The sequence below is a fragment of the Cytobacillus sp. FSL R5-0377 genome, from assembly GCF_038004385.1.
GTDB lineage: Bacteria > Bacillota > Bacilli > Bacillales > Cytobacillaceae > Cytobacillus.
The window spans coordinates 2,193,933-2,214,008 of sequence record NZ_JBBORA010000001.1; the positions used below are offsets into that span (position 1 = coordinate 2,193,933).

General features: G+C 46.1%; 15 protein-coding genes, 10 tRNA genes and 4 rRNA genes. 1 reads left to right on the forward strand and 28 read right to left on the reverse strand.

The window, feature by feature from the left end:
• Positions 1-128: 128 nt before the first annotated feature.
• The 15 genes from NSQ49_RS11225 to NSQ49_RS11295 all read right to left on the reverse strand — a co-directional run bounded on the left by NSQ49_RS11225 (position 129) and on the right by NSQ49_RS11295 (position 8,769).
• A 16S ribosomal RNA gene (locus NSQ49_RS11225) occupies positions 129-1,677 on the reverse strand.
• A gap of 242 nt (positions 1,678-1,919) precedes the next feature.
• Positions 1,920-2,036 (reverse strand): 5S ribosomal RNA (rrf, locus tag NSQ49_RS11230).
• Positions 2,037-2,173: 137 nt separating this feature from the next.
• Positions 2,174-5,110: ribosomal RNA gene (locus NSQ49_RS11235) — 23S ribosomal RNA — on the reverse strand.
• Between the two features lie 300 nt (positions 5,111-5,410).
• Positions 5,411-6,958 (reverse strand): 16S ribosomal RNA (locus NSQ49_RS11240).
• Together the 16S, 23S and 5S rRNA genes with 10 tRNA genes alongside form the textbook arrangement of a ribosomal RNA operon.
• A gap of 94 nt (positions 6,959-7,052) precedes the next feature.
• Positions 7,053-7,126, reverse strand: a tRNA-Gly gene (locus tag NSQ49_RS11245).
• 37 nt (positions 7,127-7,163) lie between these two features.
• A tRNA-Pro gene (locus NSQ49_RS11250) sits at positions 7,164-7,240 on the reverse strand.
• A 5-nt stretch (positions 7,241-7,245) separates the two neighbouring features.
• A tRNA-Arg gene (locus NSQ49_RS11255) sits at positions 7,246-7,322 on the reverse strand.
• Between the two features lie 60 nt (positions 7,323-7,382).
• A tRNA-Leu gene (locus tag NSQ49_RS11260) sits at positions 7,383-7,468 on the reverse strand.
• 59 nt (positions 7,469-7,527) lie between these two features.
• Positions 7,528-7,612 (reverse strand) — tRNA-Leu (locus NSQ49_RS11265).
• 16 nt (positions 7,613-7,628) lie between these two features.
• A tRNA-Lys gene (locus tag NSQ49_RS11270) sits at positions 7,629-7,704 on the reverse strand.
• Positions 7,705-7,712: 8 nt separating this feature from the next.
• Positions 7,713-7,787: transfer RNA gene (locus NSQ49_RS11275), tRNA-Gln, on the reverse strand.
• Between the two features lie 87 nt (positions 7,788-7,874).
• Positions 7,875-7,946, reverse strand: a tRNA-Glu gene (locus NSQ49_RS11280).
• Positions 7,947-7,961: 15 nt separating this feature from the next.
• Positions 7,962-8,052: transfer RNA gene (locus NSQ49_RS11285), tRNA-Ser, on the reverse strand.
• Positions 8,053-8,057: 5 nt separating this feature from the next.
• Positions 8,058-8,132: transfer RNA gene (locus tag NSQ49_RS11290), tRNA-Asn, on the reverse strand.
• Between the two features lie 163 nt (positions 8,133-8,295).
• Positions 8,296-8,769, reverse strand: coding sequence for a SprT family protein (locus NSQ49_RS11295; RefSeq protein ID WP_159870737.1), 474 nt, complete (start codon positions 8,767-8,769; stop codon positions 8,296-8,298).
• 134 nt (positions 8,770-8,903) lie between these two features.
• Between NSQ49_RS11295 and cmpA the strand changes: the two genes are divergently transcribed.
• Complete coding sequence (gene cmpA, locus NSQ49_RS11300) at positions 8,904-9,017, forward strand: cortex morphogenetic protein CmpA (protein ID WP_009336300.1); 114 nt, start codon at positions 8,904-8,906, stop codon at positions 9,015-9,017.
• 165 nt (positions 9,018-9,182) lie between these two features.
• On the opposite strand, the gene NSQ49_RS11305 is transcribed toward cmpA, so the two are convergent.
• The 13 genes from NSQ49_RS11305 to NSQ49_RS11365 all read right to left on the reverse strand — a co-directional run bounded on the left by NSQ49_RS11305 (position 9,183) and on the right by NSQ49_RS11365 (position 19,973).
• A complete protein-coding gene (locus NSQ49_RS11305) occupies positions 9,183-11,360 on the reverse strand; it encodes a Tex family protein (RefSeq protein WP_285870460.1) in 2,178 nt (725 codons plus the stop codon).
• A 68-nt stretch (positions 11,361-11,428) separates the two neighbouring features.
• A complete protein-coding gene (locus NSQ49_RS11310) occupies positions 11,429-12,025 on the reverse strand; it encodes a PP2C family serine/threonine-protein phosphatase (protein ID WP_159870742.1) in 597 nt (198 codons plus the stop codon).
• Complete coding sequence (gene sigB, locus NSQ49_RS11315; protein WP_251284313.1) at positions 12,022-12,816, reverse strand: RNA polymerase sigma factor SigB; 795 nt, start codon at positions 12,814-12,816, stop codon at positions 12,022-12,024. The genes NSQ49_RS11310 and sigB overlap by 4 nt, the downstream gene beginning before the upstream one ends.
• Positions 12,794-13,267 carry an anti-sigma B factor RsbW gene (gene rsbW, locus NSQ49_RS11320; protein WP_159870746.1) on the reverse strand — a complete coding sequence of 158 codons (474 nt, stop codon included), beginning with the start codon at positions 13,265-13,267 and terminating at the stop codon, positions 12,794-12,796. The genes sigB and rsbW overlap by 23 nt, the downstream gene beginning before the upstream one ends.
• Complete coding sequence (locus NSQ49_RS11325; RefSeq protein ID WP_035331808.1) at positions 13,264-13,596, reverse strand: anti-sigma factor antagonist; 333 nt, start codon at positions 13,594-13,596, stop codon at positions 13,264-13,266. Before NSQ49_RS11325 ends, rsbW begins: the two co-directional genes overlap by 4 nt.
• A 60-nt stretch (positions 13,597-13,656) precedes the next feature.
• Complete coding sequence (locus NSQ49_RS11330) at positions 13,657-14,667, reverse strand: PP2C family protein-serine/threonine phosphatase (protein ID WP_159870748.1); 1,011 nt, start codon at positions 14,665-14,667, stop codon at positions 13,657-13,659.
• 11 nt (positions 14,668-14,678) lie between these two features.
• Positions 14,679-15,080: an anti-sigma regulatory factor gene (locus NSQ49_RS11335; protein ID WP_035331811.1), complete on the reverse strand. Its 402-nt coding sequence runs from the start codon at positions 15,078-15,080 to the stop codon at positions 14,679-14,681.
• A 4-nt stretch (positions 15,081-15,084) separates the two neighbouring features.
• Positions 15,085-15,447 (reverse strand): STAS domain-containing protein, encoded by a 363-nt coding sequence (locus NSQ49_RS11340; RefSeq protein WP_009336309.1) that lies wholly within the window; start codon positions 15,445-15,447, stop codon positions 15,085-15,087.
• Positions 15,444-16,277, reverse strand: coding sequence for an RsbT co-antagonist protein RsbRA (locus NSQ49_RS11345; RefSeq protein ID WP_159870750.1), 834 nt, complete (start codon positions 16,275-16,277; stop codon positions 15,444-15,446). Before NSQ49_RS11345 ends, NSQ49_RS11340 begins: the two co-directional genes overlap by 4 nt.
• A 372-nt stretch (positions 16,278-16,649) precedes the next feature.
• Positions 16,650-17,000, reverse strand: a complete 351-nt coding sequence (gene ndoA / locus NSQ49_RS11350) for a type II toxin-antitoxin system endoribonuclease NdoA (RefSeq protein ID WP_009336311.1) — start codon at positions 16,998-17,000, stop codon at positions 16,650-16,652.
• Positions 17,001-17,004: 4 nt separating this feature from the next.
• Positions 17,005-17,286 (reverse strand): CopG family ribbon-helix-helix protein, encoded by a 282-nt coding sequence (locus tag NSQ49_RS11355; protein ID WP_035331931.1) that lies wholly within the window; start codon positions 17,284-17,286, stop codon positions 17,005-17,007.
• A gap of 174 nt (positions 17,287-17,460) precedes the next feature.
• Complete coding sequence (gene alr / locus NSQ49_RS11360; RefSeq protein ID WP_341070737.1) at positions 17,461-18,615, reverse strand: alanine racemase; 1,155 nt, start codon at positions 18,613-18,615, stop codon at positions 17,461-17,463.
• A 344-nt stretch (positions 18,616-18,959) separates the two neighbouring features.
• Entirely contained in the window at positions 18,960-19,973 is a 1,014-nt protein-coding gene (locus tag NSQ49_RS11365; RefSeq protein ID WP_159870754.1) for a LolA family protein, read from the reverse strand.
• Positions 19,974-20,076 lie beyond the last annotated feature (103 nt).

Consider the following 20,076-nt stretch of genomic DNA (forward strand, 5'->3'; position numbering starts at 1 on the left):
GCGATTACTCGGTTATTGCTTCTTCATAATCATTATCTAGTTTTCAAAGAACGAATCATTCATTGAGAGATTGAACTCTCAAAACTGAACGAACAAAGAACGTCACGTTTCTTGTAAATATTCCTTAGAAAGGAGGTGATCCAGCCGCACCTTCCGATACGGCTACCTTGTTACGACTTCACCCCAATCATCTGTCCCACCTTAGGCGGCTGGCTCCAAAAGGTTACCCCACCGACTTCGGGTGTTACAAACTCTCGTGGTGTGACGGGCGGTGTGTACAAGGCCCGGGAACGTATTCACCGCGGCATGCTGATCCGCGATTACTAGCGATTCCGGCTTCATGCAGGCGAGTTGCGGCCTGCAATCCGAACTGAGAATGGTTTTATGGGATTCGCTTAACCTCGCGGTTTTGCGGCCCTTTGTACCATCCATTGTAGCACGTGTGTAGCCCAGGTCATAAGGGGCATGATGATTTGACGTCATCCCCACCTTCCTCCGGTTTGTCACCGGCAGTCACCTTAGAGTGCCCAACTGAATGCTGGCAACTAAGATCAAGGGTTGCGCTCGTTGCGGGACTTAACCCAACATCTCACGACACGAGCTGACGACAACCATGCACCACCTGTCACCCTGTCCCCCGAAGGGGAACGCCCTATCTCTAGGGTTGTCAGGGGATGTCAAGACCTGGTAAGGTTCTTCGCGTTGCTTCGAATTAAACCACATGCTCCACCGCTTGTGCGGGCCCCCGTCAATTCCTTTGAGTTTCAGCCTTGCGGCCGTACTCCCCAGGCGGAGTGCTTAATGCGTTTTCGCAAACACTAAAGGGCGGAAACCCTCTAACACTTAGCACTCATCGTTTACGGCGTGGACTACCAGGGTATCTAATCCTGTTTGCTCCCCACGCTTTCGCGCCTCAGCGTCAGTTACAGACCAAAGAGTCGCCTTCGCCACTGGTGTTCCTCCACATCTCTACGCATTTCACCGCTACACGTGGAATTCCACTCTTCTCTTCTGCACTCAAGTTCCCCAGTTTCCAATGACCCTCCCCGGTTGAGCCGGGGGCTTTCACATCAGACTTAAGGAACCGCCTGCGCGCGCTTTACGCCCAATAATTCCGGACAACGCTTGCCACCTACGTATTACCGCGGGCCGCTGGCACGTAGTTAGCCGTGGCTTTCTGGTCAGGTACCGTCAAGGTACCGGCAGTTACTCCGGTACTTGTTCTTCCCTGACAACAGAGTTTTACGATCCGAAAACCTTCATCACTCACGCGGCGTTGCTCCGTCAGACTTTCGTCCATTGCGGAAGATTCCCTACTCGCCTCCCGTAGGAGTCTGGGCCGTGTCTCAGTCCCAGTGTGGCCGATCACCCTCTCAGGTCGGCTACGCATCGTCGCCTTGGTGAGCCGTTACCTCACCAACTAGCTAATGCGCCGCGGGCCCATCTGTAAGTGATAGCCGAAACCATCTTTCAGCTTTCCCTCATGTGAGGGAAAGAGTTATCCGGTATTAGCCCCGGTTTCCCGGAGTTATCCCAGTCTTACAGGCAGGTTGCCCACGTGTTACTCACCCGTCCGCCGCTGACTTCAGGGAGCAAGCTCCCATCAGTCCGCTCGACTTGCATGTATTAGGCACGCCGCCAGCGTTCGTCCTGAGCCAGGATCAAACTCTCCATATAAGAGTTGATATAGCTCGTTTTGTCTTTTCGAAAAAGACTAATGATTAAACGTTGACGTTTTTGTTCGTTCAGTTTTCAAAGATCAATCAAGCAACTATATTAGGATAACATCTCGCAAATGATTCGTCAACACTTTTTTAAGAGTTTGTTGAGAAATTTATTTGTGTGTTTTTTTCTAATATATAATGTTACTGGTGATTCTTATGATTAAAAAAGACATAGAGAAAAACTCTCTGTCCTTCGCCCGGCGCTGTCCTACTCTCACAGGGGGACAGCCCCCAACTACCATCGGCGCTGAGAAGCTTAACTTCCGTGTTCGGTATGGGAACGGGTGTGACCTTCTCGCTATCGCCACCGGACTATTTGGTTGAAGAAACTTCGTTCCCTCAAACTAGATAATGTATGAAGAAGCATTTTGCCGAGTATTCACCAATGACTTGTCTAGCTTCGGCTCCTAACTTCTCTCGAAGTTGAACAGTCGCCTCCGCTTTTCATTTTGGTTAAGTCCTCGATCGATTAGTATCAGTCAGCTCCACATGTCGCCACGCTTCCACCTCTGACCTATCAACCTGATCATCTTTCAGGGATCTTACTAGCTTGACGCTATGGGAAATCTCATCTCGAGGGGGGCTTCATGCTTAGATGCTTTCAGCACTTATCCCTTCCGCACATAGCTACCCAGCGATGCCTTTGGCAAGACAACTGGTACACCAGCGGTGCGTCCATCCCGGTCCTCTCGTACTAAGGACAGCTCCTCTCAAATTTCCTGCGCCCACGACGGATAGGGACCGAACTGTCTCACGACGTTCTGAACCCAGCTCGCGTACCGCTTTAATGGGCGAACAGCCCAACCCTTGGGACCGACTACAGCCCCAGGATGCGATGAGCCGACATCGAGGTGCCAAACCTCCCCGTCGATGTGGACTCTTGGGGGAGATAAGCCTGTTATCCCCGGGGTAGCTTTTATCCGTTGAGCGATGGCCCTTCCATGCGGAACCACCGGATCACTAAGCCCGACTTTCGTCCCTGCTCGACTTGTAGGTCTCGCAGTCAAGCTCCCTTGTGCCTTTACACTCTGCGAATGATTTCCAACCATTCTGAGGGAACCTTTGGGCGCCTCCGTTACTTTTTAGGAGGCGACCGCCCCAGTCAAACTGCCCACCTGACACTGTCTCCCGCCCCGATAAGGGGCGCGGGTTAGAATTTCAATACAGCCAGGGTAGTATCCCACCGACGCCTCCACCGAAGCTGGCGCTCCGGCTTCTCAGGCTCCTACCTATCCTGTACAAGCTGTACCAAAATTCAATATCAGGCTACAGTAAAGCTCCACGGGGTCTTTCCGTCCTGTCGCGGGTAACCTGCATCTTCACAGGTACTATAATTTCACCGAGTCTCTCGTTGAGACAGTGCCCAGATCGTTACGCCTTTCGTGCGGGTCGGAACTTACCCGACAAGGAATTTCGCTACCTTAGGACCGTTATAGTTACGGCCGCCGTTTACTGGGGCTTCGATTCAAAGCTTCGCTTGCGCTAACCTCTCCTCTTAACCTTCCAGCACCGGGCAGGCGTCAGCCCCTATACTTCGCCTTGCGGCTTCGCAGAGACCTGTGTTTTTGCTAAACAGTCGCCTGGGCCTATTCACTGCGGCTCATCAGGGCTATTCACCCTAATGAGCACCCCTTCTCCCGAAGTTACGGGGTCATTTTGCCGAGTTCCTTAACGAGAGTTCTCTCGCTCACCTTAGGATTCTCTCCTCGCCTACCTGTGTCGGTTTGCGGTACGGGCACCTTTTCCCTCGCTAGAGGCTTTTCTTGGCAGTGTGGAATCAGGAACTTCGGTACTAAATTTCCCTCGCCGTCACAGCTCAGCCTATGTGGTAACGGGATTTGCCTCGTTACCGGCCTAACTGCTTGGACGCGCTAATCCAGCGGCCGCGCTTACCCTATCCTCCTGCGTCCCCCCATTGCTCAAACGGTAAAGAGGTGGTACAGGAATATCAACCTGTTGTCCATCGCCTACGCTTTTCAGCCTCGGCTTAGGTCCCGACTAACCCTGAGCGGACGAGCCTTCCTCAGGAAACCTTAGGCATTCGGTGGATGGGATTCTCACCCATCTTTCGCTACTCATACCGGCATTCTCACTTCTAAGCGCTCCACCAGTCCTTGCGGTCTGGCTTCAACGCCCTTAGAACGCTCTCCTACCACTGACATCGATAGATGTCAATCCACAGCTTCGGTGATACGTTTAGCCCCGGTACATTTTCGGCGCGGAGTCACTCGACCAGTGAGCTATTACGCACTCTTTAAATGGTGGTCGCTTCTAAGCCAACATCCTGGTTGTCTAAGCAACTCCACATCCTTTTCCACTTAACGTATACTTTGGGACCTTAGCTGGTGGTCTGGGCTGTTTCCCTCTTGACTACGGATCTTATCACTCGCAGTCTGACTCCCATGGATAAGTCTTTGGCATTCGGAGTTTGTCTGAATTCGGTAACCCGATGGGGGCCCCTAGTCCAAACAGTGCTCTACCTCCAAGACTCTTACTACATGAGGCTAGCCCTAAAGCTATTTCGGAGAGAACCAGCTATCTCCAAGTTCGATTGGAATTTCTCCGCTACCCACACCTCATCCCCGCACTTTTCAACGTGCGTGGGTTCGGGCCTCCATCCAGTGTTACCTGGACTTCACCCTGGACATGGGTAGATCACCTGGTTTCGGGTCTACGACCACATACTCATTCGCCCTATTCAGACTCGCTTTCGCCGCGGCTCCGTCTTCTCAACTTAACCTCGCATGTAATCGTAACTCGCCGGTTCATTCTACAAAAGGCACGCTATCACCCATTAACGGGCTCTAACTACTTGTAGGCACACGGTTTCAGGATCTCTTTCACTCCCCTTCCGGGGTGCTTTTCACCTTTCCCTCACGGTACTGGTTCACTATCGGTCACTAGGGAGTATTTAGCCTTGGGAGATGGTCCTCCCTGCTTCCGACGGGATTTCTCGTGTCCCGCCGTACTCAGGATCCACTCTGGAGGGAACGAAGTTTCAACTACAGGGCTTTTACCTTCTCTGGCCGGCCTTTCCAGACCTGTTCATTTACCTCGTTCCTTTGTAACTCCGTATAGAGTGTCCTACAACCCCAGGAGGCAAGCCTCCTGGTTTGGGCTAATCCCGTTTCGCTCGCCGCTACTCAGGGAATCGCGTTTGCTTTCTCTTCCTCCGGGTACTTAGATGTTTCAGTTCCCCGGGTCTGCCTTCTATACCCTATGTATTCAGGTAAAGATCCTATCCCATTACGGATAGGGGGTTTCCCCATTCGGAAATCTCCGGATCAAAGCTTACTTACAGCTCCCCGAAGCATATCGGTGTTAGTACCGTCCTTCATCGGCTCCTAGTGCCAAGGCATTCACCGTGCGCCCTTTCTAACTTAACCTACTTCGGCCGCTGATCGACTGCGGATCTCTGCGTCAGCTCTCTCGCTCCGCTCCTCACGTACTGAAGTACGCTCCGGTGCTCACTCGGTCGCTTCCTTGATCTCCTTGCCGCTCATCGTCCTCATGGTTTGTGCTCTTACTTAATATTAAATAAGAGAAAAAACTAAGATGGCGATTACTCGGTTATTGCTTCTTCATAATCATTATCTAGTTTTCAAAGAACGAATCATTCATTGAGAGATTGAACTCTCAAAACTGAACGAACAAAGAACGTCACGTTTCTTGTAAATATTCCTTAGAAAGGAGGTGATCCAGCCGCACCTTCCGATACGGCTACCTTGTTACGACTTCACCCCAATCATCTGTCCCACCTTAGGCGGCTGGCTCCAAAAGGTTACCCCACCGACTTCGGGTGTTACAAACTCTCGTGGTGTGACGGGCGGTGTGTACAAGGCCCGGGAACGTATTCACCGCGGCATGCTGATCCGCGATTACTAGCGATTCCGGCTTCATGCAGGCGAGTTGCGGCCTGCAATCCGAACTGAGAATGGTTTTATGGGATTCGCTTAACCTCGCGGTTTTGCGGCCCTTTGTACCATCCATTGTAGCACGTGTGTAGCCCAGGTCATAAGGGGCATGATGATTTGACGTCATCCCCACCTTCCTCCGGTTTGTCACCGGCAGTCACCTTAGAGTGCCCAACTGAATGCTGGCAACTAAGATCAAGGGTTGCGCTCGTTGCGGGACTTAACCCAACATCTCACGACACGAGCTGACGACAACCATGCACCACCTGTCACCCTGTCCCCCGAAGGGGAACGCCCTATCTCTAGGGTTGTCAGGGGATGTCAAGACCTGGTAAGGTTCTTCGCGTTGCTTCGAATTAAACCACATGCTCCACCGCTTGTGCGGGCCCCCGTCAATTCCTTTGAGTTTCAGCCTTGCGGCCGTACTCCCCAGGCGGAGTGCTTAATGCGTTTGCCGCAAACACTAAAGGGCGGAAACCCTCTAACACTTAGCACTCATCGTTTACGGCGTGGACTACCAGGGTATCTAATCCTGTTTGCTCCCCACGCTTTCGCGCCTCAGCGTCAGTTACAGACCAAAGAGTCGCCTTCGCCACTGGTGTTCCTCCACATCTCTACGCATTTCACCGCTACACGTGGAATTCCACTCTTCTCTTCTGCACTCAAGTTCCCCAGTTTCCAATGACCCTCCCCGGTTGAGCGGGGGCTTTCACATCAGACTTGAGGAACCGCCTGCGCGCGCTTTACGCCCAATAATTCCGGACAACGCTTGCCACCTACGTATTACCGCGGGCGCTGGCACGTAGTTAGCCGTGGCTTTCTGGTCAGGTACCGTCAAGGTACCGGCAGTTACTCCGGTACTTGTTCTTCCCTGACAACAGAGTTTTACGATCCGAAAACCTTCATCACTCACGCGGCGTTGCTCCGTCAGACTTTCGTCCATTGCGGAAGATTCCCTACTCGCCTCCCGTAGGAGTCTGGGCCGTGTCTCAGTCCCAGTGTGGCCGATCACCCTCTCAGGTCGGCTACGCATCGTCGCCTTGGTGAGCCGTTACCTCACCAACTAGCTAATGCGCCGCGGGCCCATCTGTAAGTGATAGCCGAAACCATCTTTCAGCTTTCCCTCATGTGAGGGAAAGAGTTATCCGGTATTAGCCCCGGTTTCCCGGAGTTATCCCAGTCTTACAGGCAGGTTGCCCACGTGTTACTCACCCGTCCGCCGCTGACTTCAGGGAGCAAGCTCCCATCAGTCCGCTCGACTTGCATGTATTAGGCACGCCGCCAGCGTTCGTCCTGAGCCAGGATCAAACTCTCCATATAAGAGTTGATATAGCTCGATTGTCTTTTCGAAAAAGACTAATGATTAAACGTTGACGTTTTGTTCGTTCAGTTTTCAAAGATCAATCAGTAAGTTTGGAGCGGGTGAAGGGAATCGAACCCTCATCATCAGCTTGGAAGGCTGAGGTTTTACCACTAAACTACACCCGCATATATATATATATATATATAATTATTGTATCCCGAATGGTCGGGAAGACAGGATTCGAACCTGCGACCCCTTGGTCCCAAACCAAGTGCTCTACCAAGCTGAGCTACTCCCCGTAATATGGCGCGCCCGAGAGGAGTCGAACCCCTAACCTTTTGATCCGTAGTCAAACGCTCTATCCAATTGAGCTACGGGCGCACGTTTTAAAGCAACTCTTATATTATAGCAACTTCAGTTATGAAAGTCAACAGCTTTTTTTGGTGCGGCCGAGAGGACTTGAACCTCCACGGGGTTGCCCCCACTAGGCCCTCAACCTAGCGCGTCTGCCATTCCGCCACGACCGCTTAATTAAGCGACAAGTAACATCATACCAAAACGTTATACTTAATTCAATGGTAATTAATGGTGCGGGTGAAGGGAGTCGAACCCCCACGCCTTGCGGCGCCAGATCCTAAGTCTGGTGCGTCTGCCAATTCCGCCACACCCGCAATATAAAATTAAAAATGGTGAGCCATGAAGGACTCGAACCTTCGACCCTCTGATTAAAAGTCAGATGCTCTACCGACTGAGCTAATGGCTCATTAAAAATGGCTGGGCTAGCAGGATTCGAACCTGCGAGTGACGGAGTCAAAGTCCGGTGCCTTACCGCTTGGCTATAGCCCAATAATTAAAATGGCGATCCCGACGCGAATCGAACCCGCGATTCTCCTGCGTGACAGGCAAGCGTGTTAACGGCCGGAAATAAAAAAGTGACCCGTACGGGATTCGAACCCGTGTTACCGCCGTGAAAGGGCGGTGTCTTAACCGCTTGACCAACGGGCCGTTGTTAGAATATTCTGGCGGAGAAGGAGGGATTTGAACCCTCGCGCCGCTTACGCGACCTACACCCTTAGCAGGGGCGCCTCTTCAGCCACTTGAGTACTTCCCCAAAAATGGCTCCGCAGGCAGGATTCGAACCTGCGACCGTTCGGTTAACAGCCGAATGCTCTACCACTGAGCTACTGCGGAATAATATAAACAATAATAATCTTAATCGATAAAACAGTTAACTTCTTATCGACTCTTCATATTATAAGGACATGGGCTATAAAAGTCAAGCATATTTTTTAAGAGAATTTATTAGCCGTTTGTCCGATTTTGACCTGCGACAATTATTAAATATAATGTGTACCTATTCTAATGTCAACTCTTTTTTAAATTTTAATTTCCCTTTGCATTTTCCGCAGACATACTTTTGAGTATTAACTTTTCTTTTTCTCTGAAAGACTTGGCCGCAATCTTTGCACACATAAACAAGAACCTTAGCAGATCTGTTTGTTTTCGGACGATCAGGCAAGGCTGCACAAAATCGGGGTGCTCCAACTTTCTTCATTAACATTCTGAAGTCCTGATCACGATGTTTGTATCCTTTTCCTTCCAAGTGCAAATGATAATGACATAGCTCGTGTTTAATAATTCCTTCCAACTCTTCGAGACCAAGCTGTTCAAAATACTTTTTGTTTATTTCTACATGATGGGTATTCAGCATATATCTTCCGCCAGTGGATTTTAGGCGTGAATTAAAATATGCCCGGTGGCAAAAGGGCTTGCCAAAGCTTTCTAATGATATCTTTTCAACAAGTGTCTGAAGATCCTGGTCATTCATCGCAATGTTTTTCCTCTCTTATCGTAAACATGACAACCTATTATAGCATACATTATATATACCTTTTACAGCTCTGAATCCGCCTTTCAGCCCAGGGAGCCTTTGTCAGAATTCAATTAATGGGAGGTCATCTTATGCCTGTATGGTTTCAAAATCAAATCCAGCGTGCTTTTTATGAAAAAGACCGCTATCAGATCAAACTGCTGAATCAGTGCTGGTTTTTCTATCGAAAGAAACACTGCTCATAAAAAGCCGGAGTTCAATTCATCGAAACCCCGCGGTAATGACTATGCCAGGATGTCCTTATACAATCTAACTCATTTATTATAATCCATAAAAAGCATAAGCCAAATCACGCAATAAATAGTGATTTGGCTTATGGCTCGAATGAACTTTAAAGCTATTAGCTTTTATTAATTAGAATGGCCCAGCATTGTTAAAGCGACTCTTCCCTTGTGCTTGTCGACAGAGTCAACCCAGACTGTTACCACATCACCAACGGAAACGACGTCCAGCGGATGTTTGACAAATTTGCGGCTGAGCTTGGAAATATGAACAAGTCCGTCCTGTTTGACTCCAATATCGACAAAGGCCCCGAAGTCTACAACATTCCGCACTGTCCCTTGCAGTTCCATTCCTTCCTGCAGGTCTTCAAGCTTTAGAACTTCTTTTTTCAAAAGGGGCTTTGGCAGCTCATCTCGCGGATCCCTTTCCGGTCTCATTAATGCGTCTATGATATCTTTCAGTGTCAGCTCTCCAATCTCAAGCTCCCGGGCTGTCTGAGAGATATCAATTCCTTTAAGCGCTTCTCTTAGCGATGGCGATCCAAGATCATTTGATTTAAAGCCTAGAGTAGTAAGCAATTTATTTACTTCTGCATATGTTTCCGGGTGGATGCCAGTACGGTCCAGAGGTTCCTTTCCATCGATAATCCGCAGGAAGCCGATTGCCTGTTCATATGTTTTGGCACCAAGCCGCGGAATTTTCTTCAATTGCTTGCGGTCCGTAAACTTTCCTTCCTCATCCCGTTTTTTAATAATATTTAAGGCAACCGTTTTTGACAAACCGGCTACATGCTGCAGTAATGAAGATGAAGCTGTATTTACATTGACGCCCACCTGGTTTACCGCAGTTTCTACTACAAAAGCCAGGGATTCTGACAGCTTTTTCTGGGATACGTCATGCTGATATTGACCAACCCCGACTGATTTCGGATCTATTTTAACCAACTCTGCAAGAGGATCCTGGAGGCGCCGGGCGATTGAAACAGCACTTCTTTCTTCCACCTGTAAGTCAGGAAATTCTTCTCTGGCAAGGTCTGAGGCAGAATATACGCTCGCCCCTGCTTCATTGACAATCAGATAGAATATTTCCTCATCCATGTCCTTTAATATATCTGCGATGAACTGTTCAGTTTCCCTTGAAGCGGTCCCATTGCCAATGGCAACCATTTTTACTTTATAGGATTTTAGAATTTGAATTACTTTCTCCCGCGCCTGATTCGTTTTGGAAACCGGCGGATGCGGATAAATGACTCCGATATCAAGTACTTTCCCTGTTTCATCCACAACAGCCAGCTTGCAGCCTGTTCTGTAGGCAGGGTCCACCCCAAGTACAACCTTTCCTTTTAACGGGGGCTGAAGAAGCAGTTTTCTGAGATTTTCGGAAAAGATCATAATTGCCTGTTCTTCTGCTTTTTCAGTCAGCTCATTCCGTATTTCACGTTCAATCGATGGCATGATCAGGCGCTTATAGCCGTCATCTATGGCTTCCTTTACAACAGGGCCGGCAGGAGAACCCTCATCCTTTACCCACTTTTTATATAAGTACTTTAAAATAAATTCGGTATTAGGCTTAATGTTAATCTTTAAGACTTCCTCTTTTTCACCACGGTTTAAAGCAAGTGTACGGTGTGGAACTATCTTGCTCACCGGTTCCTCATACTCATAGTACATTTCATAAACGCCTTTTTCATCATTCTCTTTATTCTTCACAGAGGACTCAATGGTACTCTTTTTAGCGGTTTCCATACGGATCCATTTCCTGCTCTCCGCTTCATCTGATACCCATTCTGCGATAATATCCTTTGCTCCAGAGATCGCTTCTTCCGGTGTGGTTACTCCCTTTTCTTCTGATAGGAATTCTTTGGCTTTTGCAGCAGGGGGTTCATTTAGCGAAAAGGTAAGAAGCCATTCAGCAAAGGGTTCAAGTCCTTTTTCTTTTGCGGAAGTCGCTTTCGTGCGGCGCTTTTGCTTATATGGGCGGTATAAGTCTTCTACTTCCTGAAGCTTGACTGCTTTTTCAATTTGGGCTTTTAGCTCTCCTGTCAATTTGCCTTGTTCTTCAATTAAGCGGATGACCTCTTCCTTACGCTGATTAAGGTTTTGTATGTATTGCCAGCGCTCCATGATATCGCGGATTTGAACTTCATCCAGCGCGCCTGTCTGTTCTTTTCTGTACCGCGCGATAAATGGGACTGTGTTTCCTTCTTCCAGTAAACTGATTGTGTTTTTTACTTGTCTAATGGCTATTGATAATTCTCCAGCGATTAGGTTTAGTATTTGGTCTTGTTTATCCAATGTTTTTTCCAAGTTCATTCCTCCATCATAGAGTCTCAATATTTATTTTATCAAAAGAATAAACAAAAAGCTTACCCTGTCTAGAGTAAGCTTCCAAGTATGAAAGTAGCATCATCTGATGTAGATGGATACTGCTTCTTTATATCTTCCGAGATAAGATCAATAGGGAGAAATGCTTTCAGCAAAGATTTAACCCCATGGATATTAAATCCATCTGAGTATATCAAAAATTTAGATTCCGCTTCATACGTAAACCGCTGGGTATGAAACACCTGCGGCCTGCCTGACAGATAACCTGTTACTGGCAGGGGGTAAGTGAGTTTCCCCGTAGAGGAATAAAGGAAAAATCGTATATTCCCTACACAGCTGTAAACAAATTCCCTCGAAGCAAAATGCACTTTAAACAGCGCGACTGCTGCTCCTCTTTTTTGCACAAGAATTTCGTTGCAGAGCTTCATCAGGGTATCTACATCTTTCTCATGATGCTGCTCTACAACGGAAACAACAGCAGAAGAGGCCTCATACGCATATTCCCCGCTTCCAAGGCCATCCGCCAGCACACATACAAAGTATTCATCTGTTGCGGTAAAATAATATCCATCACCACAGAATGACTTACCTTCTTTAGCTGTCTGGTGAGCAATCACTTCGATGTTATCTCTAACCAATTTGGTCATGAAAGGCACTCCGAGTTATTTGTTTCAGAGTGGATCGCTTCCTGAAGCTTTTTAATTGCACGGCGCTGAAGTCGCGAGACATGCATCTGGGAAATCCCCAGTTTATCTCCAGCTTCCTTTTGGCTCATATTCTCAAGATATGTGTATTGTATAATTAATTTCTCTCTCTCAGACAGAACATGCAGGACTTTTTCAAGCACCAGCATTTGATTTACTTTTTCAAAGCCCTCGTCCACATTTCCGACGATATCCAAAAGGGTGACTGTTCCGCCATCAGAATCAGCTTCGATTGAATGGTCAACAGAAAGAGCCTGATAGCTTTTTCCCATTTCCATCGCTTCGAGCACTTCTTCTTCTGATACTCCAAGCACATCGGCAATTTCGTCTACTCTTGGCGACCTATGAAGCTCTGTTGTAAGCTCTTCAACGGTGGATTTAATTTTCGGACCCAATTCCTTTATACGGCGCGGAACATGAACACTCCAGGTTTTATCCCTTAAGAAGCGTTTAATCTCCCCGATAATGGTAGGAACAGCAAAGGCCTCAAAGGTTTTGCCGAAAGACTCATCATAGCGGCGGATTGCACCCAATAAGCCTATAATGCCTACCTGGACAATATCCTCATGATAAGATCTCCCCTTTGAGTACTTGCGGGCAATGGCTTCAACTAAATTCTGATATTGTAGAACCAGTGTATTTTGAGCATCTTCATCCTGATGAAGCTGGTAGGCTTTGATTAAAGCATTTGTTTCTTCTTTGGATTTTTGGTTAGGTTGAGATTGTTTTTGCATCCCTCTCCACCTGCTCTCCTTCTAGGTATTTGGTCATAAAGACCGTAACACCCTCTTTGTGATGAATTCTAACTTCATCCATCAATGTCTCAATCAGGTATAGACCCAAGCCTCCTTCACGCAAAAATTCCACAGAATCGGTCTGGTCATATGGCCCAATGCCTTGTCTGGCAGATTGGAAATCAAAACTTTTTCCGCTGTCCGCGACCATTACCTCAAGACGGTCAGGGTATAAACCGAACCCGATGACTACTTCCCCTTGCTCATTCTGTTTGTATGCGTGTTGAACTGCATTAGTGCAGGCTTCACTTGTCGCGATTTTAAGATCTTCAATTTCTTCATAGGCAAAACCCATTCTGCTGGCAATCCCTGATAATGTCAGGCGGATTACCCCAACAAATTCCGGCTTGGCCGGAATTTTCACCTCTATATAATCAAATGGCTCGTTCATTGTACTCCACCTTCAATCCCGCTGTTAATATCGATAATATCTGCTAGGCCTGTAATTTCGAAAAGTCTCTTTAAACGGTCCGATAATCCAACAATCTGGAATTTGCCGTTATTGGCACGGACATTTTTAAATACACCAACAAATACACCTAAGCCGGTACTATCCATATAAGAGACCTCAGATAGATTGACCACCATTTCTACGCCTTCCTTTTCTGTTAAAGGAAAAAGCTCTTCACGGAGTTTAGGTGCTGTATACGCATCAATTTCTCCGCTTATCATTGCTTCAATCAGCATATCATTTTCTTTTACATCTATAGTAATATTCATAATAGACCCACCTCTTTACATGTCAACTGCTTTTTACTAATTACCCGCTTTTGAAACCCATTAAACATTTCTTTTTAAAATAATTAAGGTAAAATCATCACGCAATTGAAAATGCTGAAGTTTTTCAAGTTCTTTATATACGCTATTAACTATTTCCTGTGCACTTAAATGAATGTATTTCTTGATTAATTCCAGCAATGATTCCTTTTCTATAAACCCTTCTTCTGTACGGCATTCAGTAACCCCATCTGACATTAATATAATCATATCTCCGGGATTTACTCCTTTTTCGTACTGGCGGTATTTCGTTTTTTTATCAATACCGAGAAGCAGCCCTTTTGCAGTCAGCTCGGTAAATTGCTCATTTGCAGCATTATAGAACAATCCCGGCTCGTGTCCTGCAGAACCATATGAGAACATATGGGTGTTTGTATCATATATTCCATAAAACATGGTAATGAACATCGTTAAATCTACGTTCTGTTCAACTACCCGATTAAGATTTTCAAGGACCGTTTTAGGGTCATTGCGGTTTTCAGGCACGCTGTCCATAGCATATTTAATCATGGACATACAAAGAGCTGCCGGAAGCCCTTTTCCGATTACATCAGCAATGGCGATGCTGATTGTGCTGTTTTCATCCTGAACAAAGTGGAAATAATCACCGTTCATATGCTTGGCAGGAACACTTATTGCGCCGATATCCAGCCCCTCAACAGAAGGAACCTGCGTGCCCAGCAAGGTTTGCTGAACGTTCGCAGCTATTTCCATTTCTGTCCTGAGTTCCTGCTGAATATGTTTTAGGCTCTGATGTTCTCTATAGGCAAAACCATAACCTATCATGACTTCCAGAAGGATATCAAAAGAATGGTGAACGTATTCAGGCAAGTCCGGATAAAGTTCACCCATCAGGTTTTTATGAACGCTGATAATCTCTTCAGGAGAGATTTTGTGCTCGATCGACTTCCTGCTGAACTTCTGGCCCTGATATAAGGCCTGTTCAGATTGTTCCTTAATATAATTCTCAAGAATATCCCGATACTTTGATTCCATCATTTCTCGGAAATCCATAACGCTTCCCCCTAACGAAGCCACTTAGTTGCTTTTATATCTGTTCCGGTCCCGGGATTGGAGTCAATTAAGAACTCATCCATTAACCGCTTCACACCTGGAAGGCCGGCTCCTAATCCTCCTGATGTCGAGTATCCATCTTCCATTACTTGGCGTAAATCATTGATACCAGGGCCGCTGTCTACCGCAACTATACGCAATCCCGCTTTTCCGCCGTCGTATATTTTCTCAATGCAGATTTGCCCCTGTCCGGCGTATAAATAAATATTACGGGCAAGCTCACTAATGGCTGTAGTGATTCTAGCCTGGTCAACTGTACCAAAACCAAGCTCTTTAGCAACATTCCGCCCTAGCTGGCGGGCTGCAACGATGTCCCATTCGTTTATGATTTTAACGCAGGATTGGTTTTCCATACAGTTACTCCCCCAATTCCTGTTGTAATTTCTCCAAACCTTTTTCTAGATCTAATGCAGTAAGGACATCATCTAACCCAATACCTAACTCAATAAGCGTAATTGCTACAGCAGGCTGTATCCCGGTTATGACTACTTTTGCACCCATCAGTTTGGACATATTTATTACGTCGCCTAGAACTTTAGCGATGAATGAATCAATAAAGTCAATGGATGTTAAATCAATCACGACTCCATTTGCGCTCGTCTCATGGATTTTATGAAGCAGATCCTCCTGAAACTGCAGAGCAGTCTGGTCATCTAATTCCCACTGGATGGAGACTAACAGGCAATCGTTCAGCTTTAAAATTGGGATTCTCACTCTCATTCCGCTCCCTCCACCTTCACAATTTTGCGGCTGGTTAACTCAAGAGCCGCTTCTACTCCCTTTTTCAAGGTGTTTTTTGTAGTGAACTGATTTAAATCAATTCCCAGGTTTACAATGGTCTGGGCAATCTCAGGGCGTATGCCAACGAGCATGCATTTAGCGCCGACAAGTCTTACAGCATCCGCAGCCTGTATAATATGATGGGCTACCATCGTATCAACAACCGGTACACCTGTTATATCTATTAAGACTACTTCCGAACGGTGTTTAACCACTCCATGTAAGAGGTTTTCCATAATCTGCTTTGCTCGCTCGGTATCTATGGTACCTACAAGAGGCATGACCGTAATCCCTTCGAATACAGGGATCAATGGTGCGGACAGTTCCTGAAGGGCGATTTTTTGCAGGGATACTGTTCTTTCCCAGGTGGCCGAATACATATTTACCACTTCATTCACCATGGGAGTCATCCAGCCATCGAATTCATAAACGACTTTCATTTGATTTTCCCGGGTGACAATCCCGGCATTCTGCATAGCTTCAAATACAATCTTACCGAATGTTTGGAGCCCTTTTGTCACAAAACTGAGCGGCCACCCCAATCGCACAATTTTCTCAGAGAAATCACTCAACTTTGAAGTGAATTCCTCATTTGAGCTTTTTATATTTGAAATAATCAGGTCAATGAATTCCCGGCTTGTTCCTGTAAATACCTGATCGGAAACTACCTTTGTAACCCGTTCATCCGCACTTTCCTTTGTAGCCTCAAGCCAATCATTAAAGATAGAATCTTTATTATTTTGTATAAAATTCAATATTGTCGAATTCATTTGTTCCTCCCTATTTTATCATATATCTATTATTAGCCTTCCAATTCCCCTTTATTGTATAGAAGCAAAAAAATCTTCCTGTTTACGTATACACCAATTAAATGATAACAATGAATGCCAGTCAAATGAAACCTATAGGGTCTGCAATTAATAATTACCAGCTATAGGTCAATTCGACAATTTCTTATAAAAACCCTTTTTCCAGTGTGCTGAATTCCTGCTAAACAGAAGGTTACTCCCAGCCGGAAACGGGTATATTTACAAAACCAGACAATTATATAGATTAAATGACTTTTCTTTTTACCCTATTGAAAAGTAACTAAACCTTTTTTGGCTGAAAAAATAAAAAAACGCTCTTCATAAGAGCGTTTGTTAAAATTCGATGAGGCCTAAGCTGATTTGCACGGCTTCATCCACTTTTTCCATCATTTCGTCATCGAGATGGGTTATTTTATCGGTTAAGCGTTGTTTATCAATTGTACGAATCTGTTCTAATAAGATGACCGAATCCCTTTCAAAACCATAACGCTTCGCATCAATTTCAACGTGAGTAGGCAGCTTTGCTTTTTGGATCTGAGCTGTGATTGCTGCAACAATTACTGTGGGACTAAACCGATTCCCGATGTCGTTTTGGATGACAAGCACTGGACGGACGCCGCCTTGTTCTGAACCAACAACTGGGGATAGGTCTGCAAAATAAACGTCACCACGTTTGACAATCAAAGGATTATCCTCCGCTAACTAGACGTTCAACTGTGTGTTCTGCCTCATATTCCGCTTGAAATGCTTCAGATGCAATCGTCAAATTTATTTTCGCCATCTCCATGTAGCCTCGTCTCATGGACTCGCGAATTTGTCTCTTTTTGCGTTCGCGCAAATACATTTTGGTTGCTTGATAAATGAATTCGCTCCGGTTAACGTTTTCCTGTTTAGCAAATCCGTCTAACTCGGTTAAAAGATGCTGCGGTAATTTTACCATTATCTCTGTTGTTGTGCTGGACTCAGACACAAACATACACCTCCACCATCACTACACACCATTTTTATATCTACCATTTTCAATATTACCATTAATAAAGCCTAATGCAAAGGGGATTCTTTAATTCTTCTGTATTATCGGCCAAAAAAATAGTTTTTTATGCATGACTTTAGAAAAGTGGAAGCGCCGCTGAACATTCATTCGTTACAGCAGATAATTAATTCCCCCGATAATTTCACCATCTCTTTTATATATGCGCGGAACGCGGGAAGATACCATACAGGTAACTTCATAATTGATGGTTTCAAGCTTTTCCGCGATTTCATCAACTGAGATCTTTTCTTTCCCCTGTTCGCCGATCAGGGTTACCCTCGTTCCTACAGGCATTTGATGAGGGATCTTAATCATACATTGATCCATGCATATCCTTCCAACAATTGGAACCCTTAATCCTTCAGCAAGCACTTCCTGGCCCTGAAGCTTCCGGATCCAGCCATCTGCATAGCCAATCGGCAGTGTCGCAATCCATTCATCTTCTTGGGCTTCATAAGTTGCACCATAGCTGACTTTCTCACCTTTAGTAAGCTTTTTCACGTGAACAATAGAGGTATGGAGAGAAAAAGCCTCTTTCAGTTCGAACGGAAGTACAGGCTTTATTTCCATGGATGGAGCCAGTCCGTACATGCTGATTCCCATTCTGACAGCATTTAAATGCGCTTTTTGAAACCTGAGTCCCGCTGCACTGTTGCTGGTGTGGACGTATTTCGGCAAGGTCTCAAGCCAGCTGGTCATTTCTTCAAACCTGTTCAGCTGCGTTTCAAAGTAAGCATTGTCCAATGAATCCGCTGTGGCAAAATGCGTAAATACCCCCTCAAGCTGAAAACGCTTGTCCTCTTTGATAGCGCTCTCAATTCCCTCGAGCTCTTCCTGGCTGCGAATCCCCAGGCGTCCCATGCCTGTATCAAGCTTTAAGTGAATATTCAGAGTTACGTCTTTTACATATTCAGATGCTTGTAACAGCCATTCCTGTTGAAAAACAGTGAGAGAGATATTTTTTGCTGCGGCTTCGCCAGCGTGCTCCGGACGGCTTGCTCCCATTACCAAAATTGGTGCTTCAATTTTTTTCATCCTTAAAGCCATTGCCTCATCCAGAGTCGCAACCGCAAGAGAGGATGCCCCCGCTTCCAGCGCAGCCTTCGCTACAGCTGCATCCCCATGCCCATATCCATTTGCCTTTACAACCGCAATAACCTTTGTTCCGTCTTTTACATGTTTTTTCATTGACTCTACATTATATGAAATATGGTCCAGATTTATCTCTGCCCAAGTGTCCCGATACATTTTTGTCTGTTCACTCATCGTTGTGCTCACGTCCTTAGCCATTGCTTTTATACATGTCGATTATCAAACTCGGCAGATCATTTGTCAAATGGATATTCTGCTGATATTGGGATTTTATGAAGGGAGAAGGTCAAAATAGTGGTGCAGGTTATGAACCTTGGGGGATTATTTAGGATTCTGCGAGGCTTTGATACGGGTGTTGTGTCCGAGCCCTGGCTTACTTTGGACTCAAGACTCCTGGTTCCTCTGTTTTGAATCCACACCTCATCTTACTTCCCTGCCTAAATCTAACGCTCGTATCCGCCTCCGCCCCACCTCAACAAAAAAAGCAGACCCTGCACGGCCTGCTTTTAAGCATTGAGTTATTTTACCATCTCACCTTGTACTGTGCGGGCGATTTCGGTCATTTCTTCAGGTGATAGATCGTTGGATGCGATCATATAGTCCACACCCTGGTAGGTCCAGGAGATCGTGTTGTCAGAAAGTGCACCTATGGTGAAGCCAAGGTCAACCGGTTCGCCTTTAACAGACGTAACAACGGATGATGTCGGCATAACAGATGCCTTTTCCTGCACTAGCGTGAATGATTTTTCTCCATCATATGTTAAGACTACACGCTTGCCGTCTTCTGTTTTTATCTCCTGTTCATCAACCAGCTTTACATCTGCCATGTCCATCTGCGGATATTTAACTGTAAATTCCTGATCATCCACCTCAGCCATAACCGGCACTTCAAGCTGGGCGCCTGTCATGTTCTTCTGCATGTCAAAGTCTTTCTTATCAAAACTCGCATTGAACTTTACTTTCGAAAATTCTACAGTTACAAGTGCATTTTTATCAGGGTCCATAACCTTCACACTGACTGGGGATAAATCGGACTTCTTAAGCTTGATTTCCTGTACAGGAAGCATCTGATTATTTTGATAGCGGGTTTTTGTTTCAAACACATAATGTTCCTTTGTAGCGGAGAACTTCGCTTCCTTATCCTCCACAATGTCCTTGACTAATGATTCGTATAAATATGCCTGACTGCTATTCTGCGGCCAATCACTCTGGAAGCGGAAGCTTTTATTCAGCGCAGGAGTGAGGACAAATACACCGTCATTGTTTCGCAGAATCATCTGGCTTTGTTCCTTTTGGGCGTTTTTCAGGTTTACCCGGTAAAAATCCGGATCTTTATGCCAAACTTCTATATCATATGTCTGCGGGTCCGTTCCCATCTGCAGAGTCATCTTTGCCTCTGCCTTGTATCCCTTAACGTCTTCGAGCTTTTTATCTAGATCCTTTACAACATCCTCCTGTGTTTTAGATCCACAGGCAGACAATGCAAGAACAACCAAAAGCCCGGCAAGCAGCATGAACCACTTTTTCTTCATTCCTTCAGCCCCTTTGTCTCATTTCAGTGAGATTGGCCGAACCTTCGGCCTGTCTCTCCTATCGCATTATGAATATATGAGACAACCTTAAGGAATATGCTAG